Origin of the sequence: Streptomyces winkii (assembly GCF_032248595.1) — a bacterium.
Lineage (GTDB): Bacteria > Actinomycetota > Actinomycetes > Streptomycetales > Streptomycetaceae > Streptomyces > Streptomyces winkii.
This window is the reverse complement of record NZ_JASTTH010000010.1, coordinates 221,278-237,521: the sequence shown is the minus strand read 5'-3', so window position 1 is coordinate 237,521 and position 16,244 is coordinate 221,278. Positions and strand designations below refer to the sequence as shown.

Sequence of the window (16,244 nt, the reverse complement as noted above, 5' to 3'; positions counted from 1 at the left end):
ACACCCACCACCACACCCCCATCCACCAGCCGGCCCAGCGTGGACGCGGCATCCGCGTAGGGGACCCAATACCCGGGGTCCTGGAGCTGGCCATAGAGCACCCCGGCGACAGGAGCAAGCTCCGGGACGGAGGAATACCAGGTCATGAAGGCACGCCGATGGGCTTCCGGCGACACATCCCGAGCGCGCTGGGCATCCACCACACCCGGGTCGGAAAGGCCGGCTTCCAGCCCGTCCAGCATGCGGTCCATGCTCGCCTCGTCCACCGGATACGACAACGCCGCACGGATCCTGTCCTCATACGAGCCCATCTGGAACAGAGTCCCGGAGAAGTCGAAAAGCACGGCCCGGACCGGCGCCGGCCGACATTCGGCAACTACGGCCCGGATAGGCCCCTCCGGGCCACAAACAACGGTGCGATCCATCCGCACTTCCTAACGCAGCCCCACCAAGGAAACCACCCCACCACGAAAGAAAAACACGGGGACCAAGAAACGCCAGCTGAGACCAGACCAACAGAACACGCCCCGAGAAGGAGACAGAAACCCCCCAGGCCCGACCAAACAACCACCACATCACCCTCAACGCCCCGCCAGCCCCGCAACCCGGCCCGCAACCGGGAAGAGACCGCACGACACCGCGCCTGCCCGAGCGACCCGGCCGAGAGCCTGCCCCCCCCGCTCCGCCCCGGCAGCGGCGCCGCTCAGGGACGGATGCGTGGACGGATGACGGACGACGAGCACATCCAGGCAAAGCGCGACAGCGACACCTGACCTTCACGACGAACCGCACCGCGAATCGGCGTGAGCAGAGGGCGGACCAGCTCGTAGCACCGGCCGGGGCCCGCAACAATGGACGCATGGGCAAGCTGCAGGAACTGTTCCGAACGATCCTCGTACTCAAGGCGATCGGCTTGGGCGTGCTCGTCCTGGCCATGGCGGCATGCCTGCTATACGTGCTACTCACCAGACACTGAACGCATCACACACGAGAAAACGCACCCAACACACAGAAACAGAATCCACGGGCACAAAGACAAACACTGCCCGAGAACCTGTCCCGTAAGCGCTCACCAGGACCGCCGTTGTCAGGTTGAAGCAACTGAGCGCGGTGGGATATCAGGCGACCGGATACGCCGTGCCCGCCGCCGCCTACCTCTTCACCGAATACACGCCGCCGTACGAGCAGCACACCACACCGCCACAGCCCCGACCGGCGCCCGGCTACCATCACCCACGTGATCGCGCGCAGAGACGACGGATACGAGATAGCCACCGACCCCGACCGCCTGGACACCAACCAGATCCACCAATGGCTGTCCACCGACGCCTACTGGGCCCTGGGCCGCAGCCGCGAAAGCGTCGAGCAATCCATCCGCGCATCGGTGAACTACGGCCTCTACCACCCCGACGGACACCAAGTCGCCTACGCACGCATCATCACCGACCACGCCACCTTCGCCTGGCTCTGCGACGTCTACGTATCCCCCGCACACCGCGGCAGCGGCCTGGGCACCTGGCTCGTCACCACCATCCGCGACCACCTCGCCCCCCACCACCTCCCACGCATCCTGCTCGCCACCCTCGACGCCCACCACATCTACGCCACAGCAGGCTTCACCCCACTCCCCCACCCCCAACAATTCATGATCCTCAACACCCCACCCCACCAACCACCCACCTAAACCCACAACAACAGCCCACACGCACGCCCCAGCAGTTCCCGACAGGCCCGTCACACCGACTCGTCATCCCGACCTCGCCGGCGATGCCCAAAGAGCTCTGCGCACCGGAACCGAAATCCGCCCAACACCGACCAGCACCAGCCCCCCCGTAGAAATCCCCGCCCCAGAAAAGATTCCGATACCGCCCGCATTCCGCCGCCCCCCCCAACAGCCACAACAACGACGCCTCAACTCCGGCCCCACTCAACGCACTTGCCTACGGCCGTCAACCGACCCCTCGGCCAGCAGTCCCATCAGGCGAAACCACGACCCGCCGAAGCTTCCGCCAGCCCCGCGCCCAACCTCCCTGACCAGGACATTCACCGAGCACAAGCGTAAGTGGAGCCAGCGGCTCGCACCCGTCGCGCACAGCACGGCGTGCATAGAATCCGCCGCGAGGGTCTCCCTGGGGTGTGGTCAGACGGACAACTCACCCCAGCGGAGGCTCCGTTCACGCTCTTGTCAGGGGCGGCGGGCGATTACATTTCGGGACGGTCGGCATCAGTCGCCATGAACGGGATTACCGGGCGCGAAAAGGGATACCAGACTTTCCCTTCGCCTCCATGTCGGCCGCCCAGCCCATTCGCCCCTGAAAGCCGACTCTCCGGTGCCCGTCGAACTCCGATATGCCGTCGCATTCCGGAGATAGTGGACAGTCATCGCGTCAAGCGGCTCGGAATCAGTTATTGAAATTCACACATGCGCAGCTGATGCGTGTCCGGCGGTGGTAAAGCTGAGTCAGCGAACCATGCGTCTGCGGGGTCTGTCCAACTCCCGGGTGAATGGGGCGTACAAAGATCGCCTGACCAGGCCGGTTCCGATGAGGCTCCGGGCAGCCGGCCGTTCTTATAAGGGGGCACCGTCGTGTGGAATCGCATAGCTTCGGTGGAGTACGCGGGCCGGGTCGGAGCCGGCTGTGTGGTGGCCCCCGGTGTCATTCTCACCGCGCGTCATCTCGTGGAGTTCGCGGCCGGTCACGAGAACGAGCCGCGCATCGTACAGATCTCGAACCATGAGACCGAGGGGCCACGGGCGCGTGCCGAACTGGCATGGCAGCGCGGGGACATCGCATTGCTGCGGTGCCGGCCGCGGGATCTGGGGCGGGAGTTCGCGCCGATTCGGTGGGGTGAGCTGGCGTGCACCAAGCCGCCGGCGCCGGGCCCGGAGTGTGCGGCGCTGGGGCTGCCGCACGAGGCGATGCTGCGCCTGTTCGGCGATCCGCCCGGCGCGGAGGGGGAGTTCAGGCAGCCGCAGGGCGTCACGGGCCGCATCACCAGCGTCGACAACGCGTCCCGGATCTACAGTCTCCAGATCGATCACCAGCCGCCGGAGCATCTGCGCGGTGAGGGCTCGCTCTGGAGGGGCATGGCCGGAGCGGCCCTGTTCTGCGGGGAGTTGCTGATCGGAGTGGTGGCGGATCCGCCCTCGGGGTGGAGCCACGGCAGGCTGGAGGCGGTGCCCGCGCGGCAGTTGCTCGAGGACCGGGTGTTCTGCGACATCGTGGAGTCCGCGTGCGGGGTGCGGCCGCGGCTTGAGGCCGCCGATCTGGACGGGCTTCTGGACGGAACTCCCCAACCGGTGGCTGCGGCTTCGTACTTGCTCTCGCCGCGCTCCGAGGTCGTCGAGTTCCTGGGTCTGGATGCGGAGATCGGTGCGCTGTCCGGCTGGTGCGGTACGTCGCACGCCGTGGACGTCGCCGTGTTGCAGGGTGAGGGCGGTTCCGGGAAGACGCGGCTGGGGCTGGAGTTGGTGCGTCGTCTCTCCGAGCGGCGCGCGGAGGCGGAGTGTGATCCGAGCGGGCCCGACGTTCCCTGGACCGCCGGGTTCCTGTCCGATGCGACGGCGCAACACCCGGCGCCGTACGGGATGTTGAGGCATCTGACCCGTCCGGCGTTGATCGTGGTGGATGACGCGGAGACGCGTCTCGCGCAGGTCGAGGAGTTGCTGCGGGCTCTGTCGGAGCACAGGACACCGCCCGGCCGCCGGATACGTGTCCTGCTCACCGCCCGCTCCACGCGTGGATGGTGGGAGCAGCTCAAGGGATACCACCCGGATGTGATCAGCGGGACGAGTCTGGCGCTCGACCCGGGTGCCGTCTACCGGCAGTACACGCCGGCGCAGGTGCAGGAGCTGGCCGAACTGAGCTTCGGCAGGCGCATCTTGACGCTGCATCGCTCCGGGGTCCCGGACGACTGGGACGCGTACGAGGCTGCCGACCGCCGCGCCGCGCTTCCCGCGCGCGGTGAACGCAAGGGCGGAGACGGTGTTCCGGGGGTGCTGACCGTCCATATGGACGCTCTGTCCAGCGTGCTTCTCCAGTCCCCGGGTGAGCCGACCGACGGTCATCCGGCGTCGGTGACGCTGCTCGACCATGAGTTGCAGTACGTACGGCGGGGCGTCGGCGGTGAGGGTCTGGAGGAGCTCGGGCCGGAGCTGCTGCGCACGCTGATCACGGTGCAGGGCATGGCAGGTGCGCAGGACAAGGAGGAGGCGGACGCCGTGGTGACTGCGGCGTGGGACTTCCATCACCGGGGCGCGCCCTGCCCATTGGACCCCGACACGCTGTTGCGGCTGCGGCGTGCGGCGAGTGATCTCTATCCGGCGCTCGACGGCGGTCACTTCGGCTCCGTGGGTCCGGCGGCTCTGACCGCGGCGCTCATCGATCGCGAAGAGGAGGGCAGCGGCGGCGAGTTCCTCGCGTTCGTACTTCCCTCCCCCGGCTTCTCGCCGCAGCAGCGGCAGCGGTGCCTCGCCACGATCGCGCGCTCGATCTCCGCGCAGCCTCATCTGGTGCAGGCGGCGGCGCGTGCGATCGCCGCGGACGCCGGAGTTCTCGCGGGTCCCGCGGCGGGGATCGCGCGGCAGTTGCCCGAGCCGTGGCAGGTGGCGTGGCTGAAGTCCATCGAGAAGGCCTCGACGGGACGCGAGCAGCGCGGGCGTGCGCCACTGCCCGCCGAGGTGGTGGCTGCTGCCGCACCGTCTGCGGTGGGGACCGCGGTGCGGTCCTCGCTGCCCGCGGCGCCCGCGGCGTCCGTAGCACCCGCCGCTCCCGCGGACGTACAGCAGGATCAGGAACCGCACGTACGGCTGGAAGAGGTGCACGCGGAACCGGAGGCGGAGGAAGCCCACGAGGACGTGCAGGACGAGGAGCCTGCCGACTCGGTGGAAGCTTCAACCGCGCCTGTTTCCAGGGACGTTGGGCACGAGGAGCCGCGTCCGGAGCCGATGCCCGGTCGGGACCTCCCGGAGGCTCCCGCGGTGGTCGCGCCGGACGGGCGGAGGCACGCGCCGACGAGGTCGGAGCGGTTCTGGAACCACGTCAACGCCGCCGGGGCTTTCCAGCTGCTGGTGATGATCTCCATACCTCTCACCCTGGTGGTGAGCGTCATCTGGATGAGCCGGATGACAGGTTGAGGCCCCCCACGGGACGGCCGGCGGGGCCCGTGCTCCGCCGGCCGGCCACCGTTCGACGGCCCGCCCGGGCCGGCCACCGAACCGTCGGCTGAGCGGTGAGGGGCAACCCCTCCCGAGCCCACCGGCGGGCTCCTCCCCCGTCACAATGCCCAGCCGCGCCCTCCCCGGGCCCGTCCCGCTGAGCAGTTTGCGCAGTGGAGTGCGCCGTGATTGTGCGGTCATCGTCGTCCTGCTGTCATGTTGAGGCAATCTGCTGACTTCGATGCTTCGGACGGGCGGCATGACGACGACGGACGAGACGACAGGGGCGACGACACCGGCGGGTGTGGGTGAGCGGCTGCCGGCGCCCGGCGAGCGGGAGCTGGAGACGCTGAGGGCGGTCGAGCGGCGCGTGCTGTGGCTGGCGACGTCGGTCATCGATCACGCCAACCGTGTCCGGCCGAACCCCTCGGGGCTGAAGGTCGGGGGTCATCAGGCGTCCAGCGCGTCGATGACGTCGATCATGACGGCGCTGTGGTTTCACGCGCTGCGCCGCGAGGACCGTGTGTCCGTCAAGCCGCACGCTTCGCCGGTGCTGCACGCCGTCAACTATCTGTTCGGCGAGCTGGACGAGTCGTATCTCACGACGCTGCGCGGCTACGGCGGTCTCCAGAGCTATCCGAGCCGGGAGAAGGACCCGGATCCCGTGGACTACTCGACGGGGTCGGTGGGCATCGGTGCCACCGCTCCGATCTGGGGCGCGATCGCCCGGCGGTATGTGAACGGGCGCTTCGGGGGCGGCAGTTCGGGGTGCCCCGGGCGGCAGTACTCGCTGCTGGGGGACGCCGAGCTCGACGAGGGCGCCTGCTGGGAGGCGGTGCTGGACCCGGCGGTGGCGGACCTGGGTGAGGTCGTGTGGATCGTCGACTTCAACCGGCAGTCGCTGGACCGGGTCGTGCCGAACATCTCGGCCACGCGCTTGCAGGGAATGTTCGACGCGGCAGGGTGGCAGGTGCTGACCGTCAAGTACGGGCGTCTGCTTGAGGAGTTGTTCGCCAGGCCGGGCGGTGACGCCCTTCGCGCACGCATCGATGAGATGACCAACCCGGAGTACCAGCGTCTGCTGCGCTGTTCCGCCGGGCAGTTGCGCGAGCGGCTGCCCGGATCGGGACCCGGACGTGAGCCGGTGGCCCGGCTGCTGGCGCAGCTCGACGACGAGTCGGTGGTCTCGGTGCTGCGCAATCTCGGCGGGCACGACCTGGGTGCGCTCATCGACGCGTGCGCACGCATCGACGACACCCGGCCGACCGTCGTCTTCGCCTACACCGTCAAGGGCCACGGCCTGCCCACGGCCGGTCATCCGCAGAATCACTCGGCGCTGCTGAGCGGTGAGCAGATGCGGGAGCTCGCGGAGCGCGTGGGCGCCGATCCGGACGATCCGTGGGCGCGCTTCGCCCAGGGCAGCGCCGAGGCCGAGTTGTGCGAGCGTACGGCCGCGAGGCTGCGCCGCCGGGACGCGCCGGCGCAGCGGCCTCCGGCGCTGCCGGCCGACTTCGGGCGTACGCCGTCCGGGAAGGGATCGACCCAACAGGCCCTCGGCCGGGCCCTGTTGGACCTGACACGGGAGGCGCCGCAGGCCGCGGGTCACGTGGTGACGGTCTGCCCGGACGTCGCCTCGACGACGAATCTCGGCGGCTGGCTGAACAAGGTCGGCACGTGGTCGCCGAACGAGCGCCGGGACTGGTTCGACGACGACGCCGAGACGATCCTGCACTGGCGTGAGCAACCGGGAGGGCAGCACATCGAGTTGGGCATCGCGGAGACGAATCTGGTGGGCCTGCTGGGTGAGCTCGGCGCCACATGGAGCCGGTGGGGCAAGCCGCTGCTGCCGATCGGGGTGGTCTACGACCCGTTCGTCGGCCGGGCGTTGGAGCCGTGGTCGTTCGGGATGTACGCGGGCGGGCAGTCGATCCTCGTGGGGACGCCGTCCGGGGTGTCTCTCGCGCCGGAGGGCGGTGCGCACCAGTCGGTCATCACGCCGTCGATCGGTCTGGAGCAGCCGGGCTGCACGGCGTACGAGCCAGCGTTCGCCCTCGATGTGGAGTGGTGCCTGCTCGCCGCTCTGGCCAACCTCGGGAAGCCGGGCGGCAGTTCGGCGTATCTGCGGCTGTCCACCCGCCCGGTGGACCAGGCGCAAGCCGCCGTACCGGACGACTCCGCGGCGCGGGAGCGGCGGCGCAGGCAGTGCGTGGCGGGCGGCTATCCGCTGCGCCGGCACCGGAATCCGTCGCTGACGATCGCGGCCGCCGGGGTGATGGTCACCGAAGCGCTCACCGCGGCCGACCGGCTGGAAGCGCTCGGCATCGGCGCGGACGTCGTCTGCGTGACCAGCCCCGACCTGCTCTTCCGTGCCGTACGGGCACGGCAGGGCCTTCAGGAGGGTCCGGACTGGATCCTCGGGCAGACCTTCCCCGCGGAGCGGGCCCGTCCGCTGGTGACGGTGCTCGACGGGCACCCGCACACCCTGGCGTTCCTCGCGGGCGTCAACGGGGTGCCGGCACGCGCGCTGGGCGTGACCGGCTTCGGGCAGAGCGGGGCCCTCGCCGACGTCCACCGGCACCATGGCATCGACGCCGACAGCATCGTCGCGGCGGGGCTGGACCTGGCGGACTGACTACGATGAGCCCTGTGCGACCGGTAGTTGTGCATGTGGACGTGGACCAGGCCCCGGAGGTGGTCTACGACTTCCTTGATGTCCTCGCCGCCCACGAGACGTTCACCGATCACATGCTGCGCGACTGGGAGTGCTCCGGCCCCGCGCGCGGCGTGGGGGCGAGGGCCCGTGTGACGGCGGTCGTGGCGGGACGGCGCGAGAGCATCAGCATCGAAGTCGTCGCCGCCGAGCGGCCGTTGAGGATCGTGGAGCGCAACACCGGCGCCGGCGGGCGCCGCGTCGCTCACGGCACCTATCTGCTGAAGGCGCTTCCGGGCGGCGGTACGCGGGTCTTCTTCCGGTACGCGTGGCAGAGTGCCCCCGTGAGCGAGCGGCTGGCTGCACCTGTGACGAGACGGCTGCTGCGGCGCGGCAACGAGCGCGCGCTGCGGCGGCTGGCGGACCGGCTCGACGGCGAGCCGGACGGCGGCGCGTAGGCGGCTGCCGTGGAGAGAGCGAGGCGGAGTGGGATGCGGGTCACGGTCGTGGGCAGCGGGGACGCGTTCGGCTCCGGCGGCCGGTTCCAGACGTGCATCGCGCTCGGACCGGACGACGCGGGGGCCGCGTCCCACACGCTCCTCGACTGCGGCGCGACCAGCGCGGTGGCTCTCCGGCAGCAGGGCTTCGACCTGAACTCCATCGAGACCGTGCTGGTCACGCACCTGCACGGCGACCACTTCGGCGGCATTCCGTTCCTCGTCCTCGACGGGCAATTCCGGCGCCGTACCCGGGACTTGACGGTGGTCGGGCCGCCGGGCACCGAGCGCCGGCTGGCCGAGGCGATGGAGGTGTGCTTCCCGGGGTCGACGTCGGCGCGTCGACGCTTCGCGCTGCGCGTCCTCGAACACGAGGAGCGCCGACCGCTGGTGACGGAGCGGTTCACGGCGGTCCCGTACGAGGTGCGCCATGCCGCGGGCGCGCCGTCGTACGCGATCCGTGTCGAGGACGCGGAGGGTCCGGCGCGCATCGCGTACTCCGGTGACACGGAGTGGACCGACGCGCTCGTCGAAGTCTCGGACGGCACGGGCTTGTTCCTGTGCGAGGGGTACGCTCCGGGACCTGTGCGCTGGCATCTCGACCTGGGCGCGCTGGAGGAGCACCGGCACCGTCTGGCCACGCGGCGCCTCGTGCTCACCCATCTCTCGCCGACGGCGCTGGAGGCGGATCTGAGCGGGTGGGACGTGGCGTACGACGGCTGGAGCACGACGGTCTGACGGCCGCCTCCTCGACTCTGTCCGCCGGTCCGGCGTCCGACGTGCTACGGCTGCTCCGTGTAGTGCCCCCAGAGTCCGAGGCCGATGAGGAGAACCAGGCCCGTGCCGATGCCGTAGGGACCGGCTGCGTCGGTCAACCGCTCGGCGAGGGACGGCGGTTCGTAACCGTGGGCCCGGCCGATCTTCGTGGCGAGCCGTTCCACGGCGGCTTCGTCCTCGTCGCTCACGCCGCCGTTGGACGCGAGGGACTGCGCCAGCCGTATCACCCGGGCCGTCTCCTCGCCCGTGAACTTTCCGCCTGAGCCGGCCGGGCTGCCGCCGATGCCGGGGACGGCCGAGCAGTAGAGCAGTTCGCCGGTGTCGCGGGCGAGGACGAGGCCCTTGATCCTCGACTCCCGGTCCTTCTCGCAGCTGTCGCCGACCGTCGAGAACGCGACCTGGTACGGCGACTCGGGCCCCTTGATCATGTGGTGGACCAGGAAACCCGCCGCCCCGACGAGGAGGGCGACCACGCCGAGGCAGAACACGGCGACGATGATCAGGTTGGAGCGTCGCTCGGCGTCGCCGGGCCGCGCGTCGGACGTGCCCGGTGTGCCCGGCATGGTTCCCCCCGAAATCCCCCTGTACGGCGGCCGGATGCTGCGGCCGGTGCCCATCATCCGGCGTGAACCGCCGGTATGAAAGAGGACGCGGGAAGAGTGCAGTGCAACTGACCGTGCGCGTACGGACGTTCAGCGTACGGCCGTGAAGGCGACGAGGCTGCGCAGTTCGCTGCGGCTCACCTTGGAGAAGAGACCGGCCAGCCCCCGCTCGATGCGCTGGAGATGCTCCTCGGGCAGGCGCAGGCTGCGCGCGATTCGGCCCGGCGCGAAGCCGCCGTGCCAGGCGATGACCGCCCGCCCTCCGGGGCGCAGCACCCGGTGCACCTCCCGCAGACCGGCCTCCAGGTCGGGCCAGATCGCGACGTTGTTGACGCAGACGACGCGGTCGGCGCTGCGCTCCTCCTCGCCCGTCGCCTCCGCCGTGCCGAGGCCGAGGCAGACCCGTCCCGCGCGTACGGCGGCGCGGTTGGTGCGGCCCGCGGCCTCGCGCATCTCGGCCGAGGGGTCCACGCCGCGGATCACGGCGGCGCCGGTGCGGGCCGCGAGCCGGCGCACCAGGGCTCCGGGCCCGTACCCCACCTCCAGGACCTCCTGACCGGGCCGGACGTCGAGCAGGTCCAGCACGTCGTCCTGCCGGCTGGTCCAGAGCATGAACCGCCCGGCGAGGCGTCCGCGGACACCGGCAGGGTGGGCGAAGGGCGAGGTGACGGGCCTGTCGGTGACCCACGAACGGGAATCGGTGTCCATGAGGCCACAGTGGCGCTTCAAGTCGGCTTGAAGTCAAATGGCCACCATGGAGCTGGTGGAGATCGGCGAAGCGGCCCGCCGGGTGGGGGCCAACGCCTCGGCGCTGCGCTACTACGAGGAGCGCGGCCTGGTGATGCCGGCGGCCCGGCGCGGCGGCCGGCGCATGTACGGGCCCGAGGAGCTGCGCCGCCTCGCGTTCGTACAGCTCATGCGGCACCTGGGGATGAGTCTGGACGACGCGCGGGCCGTGCTGCACGATTCGAGCGACCGGTGGCGGGCCTCCGTGCGCGACACCGTCGCCTCCCTCGATGCGCTCATCGCGCGTGCGGAGGGTGCGCGGCACTTCCTGCGGCACGCCCTGGAGTGCCCGGCCGAACACCCCGTCGCGGAGTGCCCGTTCATGATCGAAGCCCTCGACCGCAGGCTCGCGGGTGTCTCCTTCGAGGAACTCGCCGCCGAGGGCGGCCATGAAGTCCCGCCGCCGGGAAAGGGGTTGTTCTGGCCGCATCCGCTGCGGCGCCCCGGCACCGGTGGAGAAGGAGATCGCTGACGACATGCGTGAGATGCGGGCGGACCTCGTCGTCGCCGGCGGAGGCCTGGGCGGGGTTGCCGCGGCGCTGGCCGCGTGCCGCCGCGGGCACCGGGTCGTGCTGACCGAGCAGACGGACTGGCTCGGAGGGCAGCTCACCTCGCAGGCCGTCCCGCCGGACGAGCATCCCTGGATCGAGCAGTTCGGCTGCACCGCCTCCTACCGGCGGCTGCGCGAGGACATCCGCGCGTACTACCGGACCTGGTATCCGCTGACGGAGCGGGCGCGCGAGTGGCGGTCGCTGAATCCCGGCGCCGCTCGGGTCAGCGGACTGTGCCACGAGCCGCGTGTAGCGCTGTCCGTGATCGAGGCGCGGCTCGCCCCGCACGTCGCGGCGCAGCGTCTGACGGTGCTGCTGCGCCACCGTGTGACCGGTGCGGTCTGCGACGGGGACGGCGTGGAGGCGCTCGAAGTGCGGGGGCCCGACGGGGAGTTGACGGTGGTGTGCGCCCCGTTCTTCCTCGACGCGACCGAGCACGGCGATCTGCTCCCGGCAGCGGGTGCCGAATACGTCATCGGGGCCGAGAGCTCCGGCGAGCACGGCGAGCCGCATGCGCCGCCCGAGGCGCAGCCGGCCAACATCCAGAGTTTCACGGTGACGTTCGCCCTCTCCCACCACGAGGGCGAGGACCACACCGTCGACCGGCCCGCCTCCTACGACCGTTGGCGCGCGTACCGGCCGGAGTTCTGGCCGGGCCCGCTTCTGGGATTCCTGGCACCCGTGCCGAGCACGCTGGAGCCGTACGAGAGGTGGCTGGAGCCCAATCCCGCGGCCGACCCGATGGACGAACTCGCCGACCCCGCACGGGACAACGGCGACCGCGAGCTGTGGATGTTCCGGCGCATCCTCGCCCGCGGTCTGCACACGCCGGGCTCCTTCGCCTCGGACATCACGCTCGTCAACTGGCCGATGAACGACTACTGGCTGGGGCCGATCACCGAGACCACCGAGGAGGACGCGGCCCATCACCTCGGTCAGGCACGGGAGTTGAGCCTTTCGCTGCTGCACTGGCTCCAGACGGAGGCGCCGCGGCGCGACGGCGGGACCGGCTTCCCCGGGCTGCGGCCGCGTCCGGATGTCACGGGCACGCCCGACGGCCTGGCCAAGGCGCCCTACGTGCGCGAGTCCCGCCGGATACGGGCGCTCCGCACGGTCACGGAGAACGACGTGGCGGCGGCTGTGGTGGGGCCGGGCGGCGGCCCGCGCTACGAGGACTCGGTCGGCATCGGCTCATACCGCATCGACCTGCATCCCTCGACGGGCGGCGACAACTACATCGACGTGGACAGCGTGCCGTTCGAGATACCGCTGGGCGCGCTGCTTCCGGTGCGGGTGCGCAATCTGCTGCCCGCGTGCAAGAACGCGGGCGCGACGCACGTCTCCAACGGCTGTCTGCGCCTCCATCCCGTCGAGTGGAACGTCGGAGAGGCGTCGTCGCTGCTGGCGGCCTTCTGCCTGGAGCGCGGCGTGGAGCCGCACCAGGTGCACGAACAGGCGGCGCTGAGCGGGGAGTTCTGCCGGATGCTGAAGCGCGAGGGCGTCGAGCGGGCGTGGCCGCGGATGCGCGGTTAGGTCCGCGGCGGTGTCGCTGCGAACATGGGCGGTGGCCTGGAGGGTCACAGGGTCCGTGCGTGTACGCGCGCCCGTGACGGCCAGGCCTGCTGCTCGATGAAGGCACTTTGGAGAGGAGTCGACATGTCGTCGAAGCGTCGCCGCAAGAAGAAGGCCCGCCGCAAGAACGCGGCCAACCACGGCCGCAAGCCCCAGACTTGAGGGACTCACCGCAGTACGTCCGGCCCGGTCACGGTCGCCGGAGACGCTGAACGGCCGCCCACCGCACACGCACGAGCGGTGGGCGGCCGTCGCGTGCGGGGGGTTGTTGTCAGCGGGGCAACAGTCGGCGTCGTCCATCTTTACAACGTTGTAGCGGACGCAGTACACATGCGATGCCACTGCCAGCCCGGGAGGACACGTGACCGTACTCGGAGCCGGATCCCGCATCCGGCAGACGCTCGCGGGGCTGGCCCTGCTCGTCCCGCTCGCCGTCGTGCCCCAGACGTACGACTCCCCCGGCTCCGCCGGTCCGCGGCTGTCTCCCGCGGGCGCGGCGGCGCCGCAGACCTACGTCAACCCCGTCTCCCGTGGCTTCGCCGACACCTTCGCCGACCCCGCCGTCATCCGCGGCAAGGACGGCTACTGGTACGCGTTCGGGACCACCGACCCGCTGCGCAGCGGCGGGGGCGAGCCGCACTCCCTGCCGATCGCGCGCTCGCGGGACCTGGTGGACTGGTCGTACGTCACGGACGCGCTCAGCGAGCGCAACGCACCGGGGTGGGCGGCGAAGGACGCGGCCTACTGGGCGCCGGACGTCAGTTACCACGACGGCCGCTACTGGCTCTACTTCGTCGCCACACAGACCGAGATCACCGGCGAGAAGAACGACAGCGCGATCGGCGTGGCCACCGCCCCGAGCCCGGCGGGTCCGTGGAAGTCCCATGACGCGCCGGTGGTCCCGCCGCGCCACGGCAGCGGCGGCGAGGACGACTTCCTGTGGACGTTCGACCCGGCGCACGTGGTCGACACCGACGGGCGGCGCTATCTGTACTACGGCTCGTACTACGGCGGGATCGAGGTGACGGAGCTCTCCGAAGACGGCACGCGGCGCACCGGCCAACCCACGCGGGTCGCGACGGACAACCGCTTCGAGGGCGCGTACGTCGTCCGGCGGGACGGCTGGTGGTATCTGTTCGCCTCCTCCGGCGACTGCTGCGCCGGGCCGACGACGGGCTACTCGGTCTTCGTCGGCCGGTCCCGCTCGGTGCGCGGCCCCTTCACCGACCGCGAGGGCGTTCCGCTCACGGCCTCCCGCACCGGAGGGACCATCGTCCTCACGCCCAACGGCAACCGGTGGGTGGGCACGGGCCACAACGCCGTGGTGAAGGACCTCGCCGGGCAGGACTGGATGGTCTACCACGCGATCGACCGCGCCGAGCCGTATCTCGACGAGCCCTTCGGCATCAACCGCCGTCCCATGCTCATCGACCGTCTCGACTGGAGCGGCGGCTGGCCCTCCGTGCGGGGCGGGAAGGGCGCCTCGTCGGACAGGCAGCCGGCCCCGGTCACGACGCCGGGGGCGGCCGCCGATGCCGGCGACGGCGGGGGTGAGGGAGCGCCCGTCCCCGCGCCCACTTCGCCGGGAGGTGTAATTCCGTCCCGCAGCGACGAGTTCGACCGCGGCCGGCTCGGCCCCGGATGGCAGTGGGTGCGCAAGCCCGCGGGCCGCGTCGAGGACGGCCGGTACGTGTGGCCCACACAGGACGCCGAGCTGCACAAGGCCGACAACACCGCGTCGGTGCTGCTGCGGGAGGTGCCGCGGGGCGACTTCACGGTCGAGACGAAGGTCAGCATCGACCTGGGTGTGGAGTCCGTGCGGAACTACCAGCAGGCCGGGCTCGTCGCCTACGCCGGGGACGACAGGTATCTGCGCCTGGCGCACGTCGCCATCTGGAACACCCGCCAGACCGAGTACGGCAAGGAGCAGCCGTACGCCGGGGACATCGCCTACGGCTCGACGTCCGTCGGCCCGCCCGCGCACACCACGTGGCTGCGGCTGCGGCACACGACCGCCGCGGACGGCGAGCACCGGGTCCAGGCCTTCACCAGCCGCGACGGAGCGAAGTGGATCGCCGGCGGCACCTGGACGGTGCCGTCCGGGCAGCGGCTTCGCTTCGGGCTGGTCTCGCTGGGCGGTGCGGGGGCGACGGCGGAGTTCGACTACTTCCGGCTCTACCGGGACTGAGGTGTCCGCAGGGGGGCCGCCCGCGGGCCGCCGTGCATGAGAACGCGGCGCCGCGGCTACTCCGGAGGTCACTGACGGCCAACCGGAAGGGAGGCGCTGATGATCTCGGAGTCGGTCTCGGTCGCCGTGCCCGGCAATGTGGAACTCCTCGGCGACCTCGATCTGCCCGCGTCCCCGCGCGGCGTGGTGCTCTTCGTCCACGGCAGCGGCAGCTCCCGGCACAGCCCGCGGAACCGCGCGGTCGCCGAGGACCTGCGGCAGGACGGGTGGGGAACGCTGCTGATCGACCTTCTCAGCGAGGAGGAGGAACGGGCGGACGCGGCGAGCGGCCAGCACCGGTTCGACATCGCCCTGCTCAGCGAGCGGACGGTGACGGCAGTCGACTGGCTCGGCAAGCACCCGCTGACGGAGGCGCTGCCGGTGCATCTCTTCGGGGCGAGTACGGGTGCCGCGGCGGCCCTGGTCGCGGGGGCGGCGCGGTCCGGTCCGGTCGTCTCCGTGGTCTCGCGCGGCGGCCGGCCCGATCTGGCCGGGGACGCGCTGGGCCGGGTGGATGTGCCCGTGCTGCTGCTGGTGGGCGGCCGTGATCCGCAGGTGCTGGAGCTGAACCGGGAGGCCGCGGAGCTGCTGCACGCGCAGCACCGGGTCCAGGTCGTCCCTGGCGCGACGCATCTCTTCGAGGAGCCGGGCGCACTGGAGCAGGTCGCGGCGGCGGCCCGCGAGTGGTTCCAGGAGTCGGCGGAGGCGCAGGCGGGGGGCGGCGGAAGGCGGGGACGGGCCGCGTGAGGGAGCGCGGCGACCGGACACGGCCGGGCCGGTCAGGTCGCCGCGGCGTCACCGTCCCGTGGCGGTGTACCGCGCCGGGCGCGGAGGGAGCGGACCTTGTGCCGGTTGCCGCAGCGCTCCATGGCGCACCACCGGCGCCGTCCGGGCCGTGAGGTGTCGGCGAAGACGAGGGAGCAGTCGGGGGCGCCACACTCGCGCACCCGCCCGGCCAGCGGCCCGGTGAAGAGGTCGACGGCGTCACGGGCGACGGAGGAGAGCACCTGGAAGGCGTCCGCGGGAAGGAACAGACCGTGCTGCCAGTCGTGCGCGGAAGACGCGAACTGCGGGACGAGAGGCGGCAGTTGTGCTGCCTGGTTCACCTCGTCCAGGTCGCGGGGGCGCGGAGTGCGGCCGTGGGCGGCCGCGAGGGCGACGCGCCACAGGGCGTCGCGCAGCCACCGGGCCGCGCGGAATTCGCCGGCGGAGACGTGGACCTCGCCGGCGGCGAGGCGGAGGCGGGACGCCGCGCACCATGCGGCGAGGTCGTCCGGGGTGTGCAGCGTCTCGAAGCTGGCGGGCGCGGTAGGACCGCCGGTGGTGAGGAACTCCAGGCACAGAGCGCCGGCGTCGAAGACGAAGCGTGTGCCTTCCGGTGAGCGGAGCATGAGCCCGCTTGCCGCCGCTGACATGTAACTACT

The 16,244-nt window shown here is 71.2% G+C and carries 12 protein-coding genes and 1 pseudogene; 9 read left to right on the top strand and 4 right to left on the bottom strand.

Features of this window, described 5'->3' with window-relative positions; genetic code table 11:
• Positions 1–425 (bottom strand): annotated as a pseudogene (locus tag QQM67_RS27970) (HAD family hydrolase); the annotation flags it as partial.
• An 812-nt stretch (positions 426–1,237) separates the two neighbouring features.
• Between QQM67_RS27970 and QQM67_RS27965 the strand changes: the two are divergent.
• The 5 genes from QQM67_RS27965 (at position 1,238) to QQM67_RS27945 (ending at position 9,043) form a co-directional block, all read left to right on the top strand.
• On the top strand, positions 1,238–1,684 hold the full coding sequence (locus QQM67_RS27965) for a GNAT family N-acetyltransferase (protein ID WP_314177743.1): 447 nt from the start codon (positions 1,238–1,240) through the stop codon (positions 1,682–1,684).
• Positions 1,685–2,587: 903 nt separating this feature from the next.
• Positions 2,588–5,137 carry a serine protease gene (locus QQM67_RS27960; protein ID WP_314177741.1) on the top strand — a complete coding sequence of 850 codons (2,550 nt, stop codon included), beginning with the start codon at positions 2,588–2,590 and terminating at the stop codon, positions 5,135–5,137.
• A gap of 280 nt (positions 5,138–5,417) precedes the next feature.
• Positions 5,418–7,790, top strand: a complete 2,373-nt coding sequence (locus QQM67_RS27955) for a transketolase-like TK C-terminal-containing protein (protein WP_314177739.1) — start codon at positions 5,418–5,420, stop codon at positions 7,788–7,790.
• A 5-nt stretch (positions 7,791–7,795) separates the two neighbouring features.
• Positions 7,796–8,266: an SRPBCC family protein gene (locus tag QQM67_RS27950; protein ID WP_314177737.1), complete on the top strand. Its 471-nt coding sequence runs from the start codon at positions 7,796–7,798 to the stop codon at positions 8,264–8,266.
• A gap of 33 nt (positions 8,267–8,299) precedes the next feature.
• Entirely contained in the window at positions 8,300–9,043 is a 744-nt protein-coding gene (locus tag QQM67_RS27945; RefSeq protein ID WP_314177735.1) for an MBL fold metallo-hydrolase, read from the top strand.
• A 44-nt stretch (positions 9,044–9,087) separates the two neighbouring features.
• Here the strand turns inward: QQM67_RS27945 and QQM67_RS27940 are convergent, their stop codons facing one another.
• Together QQM67_RS27940 and QQM67_RS27935 are read right to left on the bottom strand one after the other, a co-directional pair.
• On the bottom strand, positions 9,088–9,645 hold the full coding sequence (locus QQM67_RS27940) for a hypothetical protein (RefSeq protein WP_314177733.1): 558 nt from the start codon (positions 9,643–9,645) through the stop codon (positions 9,088–9,090).
• Between the two features lie 129 nt (positions 9,646–9,774).
• Entirely contained in the window at positions 9,775–10,392 is a 618-nt protein-coding gene (locus QQM67_RS27935; RefSeq protein WP_314177732.1) for a class I SAM-dependent methyltransferase, read from the bottom strand.
• A gap of 37 nt (positions 10,393–10,429) precedes the next feature.
• Between QQM67_RS27935 and QQM67_RS27930 the strand changes: the two genes are divergently transcribed.
• The 4 genes from QQM67_RS27930 to QQM67_RS27915 all read left to right on the top strand — a co-directional run bounded on the left by QQM67_RS27930 (position 10,430) and on the right by QQM67_RS27915 (position 15,567).
• On the top strand, positions 10,430–10,942 hold the full coding sequence (locus QQM67_RS27930) for a MerR family transcriptional regulator (RefSeq protein ID WP_314177729.1): 513 nt from the start codon (positions 10,430–10,432) through the stop codon (positions 10,940–10,942).
• A 4-nt stretch (positions 10,943–10,946) separates the two neighbouring features.
• A complete protein-coding gene (locus tag QQM67_RS27925; RefSeq protein ID WP_314177727.1) occupies positions 10,947–12,554 on the top strand; it encodes an FAD-dependent oxidoreductase in 1,608 nt (535 codons plus the stop codon).
• A 400-nt stretch (positions 12,555–12,954) separates the two neighbouring features.
• The gene (locus QQM67_RS27920; RefSeq protein WP_314177725.1) at positions 12,955–14,781 is read left to right on the top strand and encodes a family 43 glycosylhydrolase; all 1,827 of its coding nucleotides are present in this window, start codon (positions 12,955–12,957) and stop codon (positions 14,779–14,781) included.
• A 99-nt stretch (positions 14,782–14,880) separates the two neighbouring features.
• Entirely contained in the window at positions 14,881–15,567 is a 687-nt protein-coding gene (locus tag QQM67_RS27915; RefSeq protein WP_314177723.1) for a dienelactone hydrolase family protein, read from the top strand.
• 32 nt (positions 15,568–15,599) lie between these two features.
• On the opposite strand, the gene QQM67_RS27910 is transcribed toward QQM67_RS27915, so the two are convergent.
• Positions 15,600–16,235: a CGNR zinc finger domain-containing protein gene (locus tag QQM67_RS27910; RefSeq protein ID WP_314177721.1), complete on the bottom strand. Its 636-nt coding sequence runs from the start codon at positions 16,233–16,235 to the stop codon at positions 15,600–15,602.
• Between the last annotated feature and the right edge of the window lie 9 nt (positions 16,236–16,244).

Coding starts and splice junctions, on each gene's coding strand:
- QQM67_RS27955 (WP_314177739.1), top strand. CDS start 5,418: ATGACGACGACGGACGAGACGACAGGGGCGACGACACCGGCGGGTGTG.
- QQM67_RS27950 (WP_314177737.1), top strand. CDS start 7,796: ATGAGCCCTGTGCGACCGGTAGTTGTGCATGTGGACGTGGACCAGGCC.
- QQM67_RS27945 (WP_314177735.1), top strand. CDS start 8,300: ATGCGGGTCACGGTCGTGGGCAGCGGGGACGCGTTCGGCTCCGGCGGC.
- QQM67_RS27940 (WP_314177733.1), bottom strand. CDS start 9,645: ATGCCGGGCACACCGGGCACGTCCGACGCGCGGCCCGGCGACGCCGAG.
- QQM67_RS27935 (WP_314177732.1), bottom strand. CDS start 10,392: ATGGACACCGATTCCCGTTCGTGGGTCACCGACAGGCCCGTCACCTCG.
- QQM67_RS27930 (WP_314177729.1), top strand. CDS start 10,430: ATGGCCACCATGGAGCTGGTGGAGATCGGCGAAGCGGCCCGCCGGGTG.
- QQM67_RS27925 (WP_314177727.1), top strand. CDS start 10,947: ATGCGTGAGATGCGGGCGGACCTCGTCGTCGCCGGCGGAGGCCTGGGC.
- QQM67_RS27915 (WP_314177723.1), top strand. CDS start 14,881: ATGATCTCGGAGTCGGTCTCGGTCGCCGTGCCCGGCAATGTGGAACTC.
- QQM67_RS27910 (WP_314177721.1), bottom strand. CDS start 16,235: ATGTCAGCGGCGGCAAGCGGGCTCATGCTCCGCTCACCGGAAGGCACA.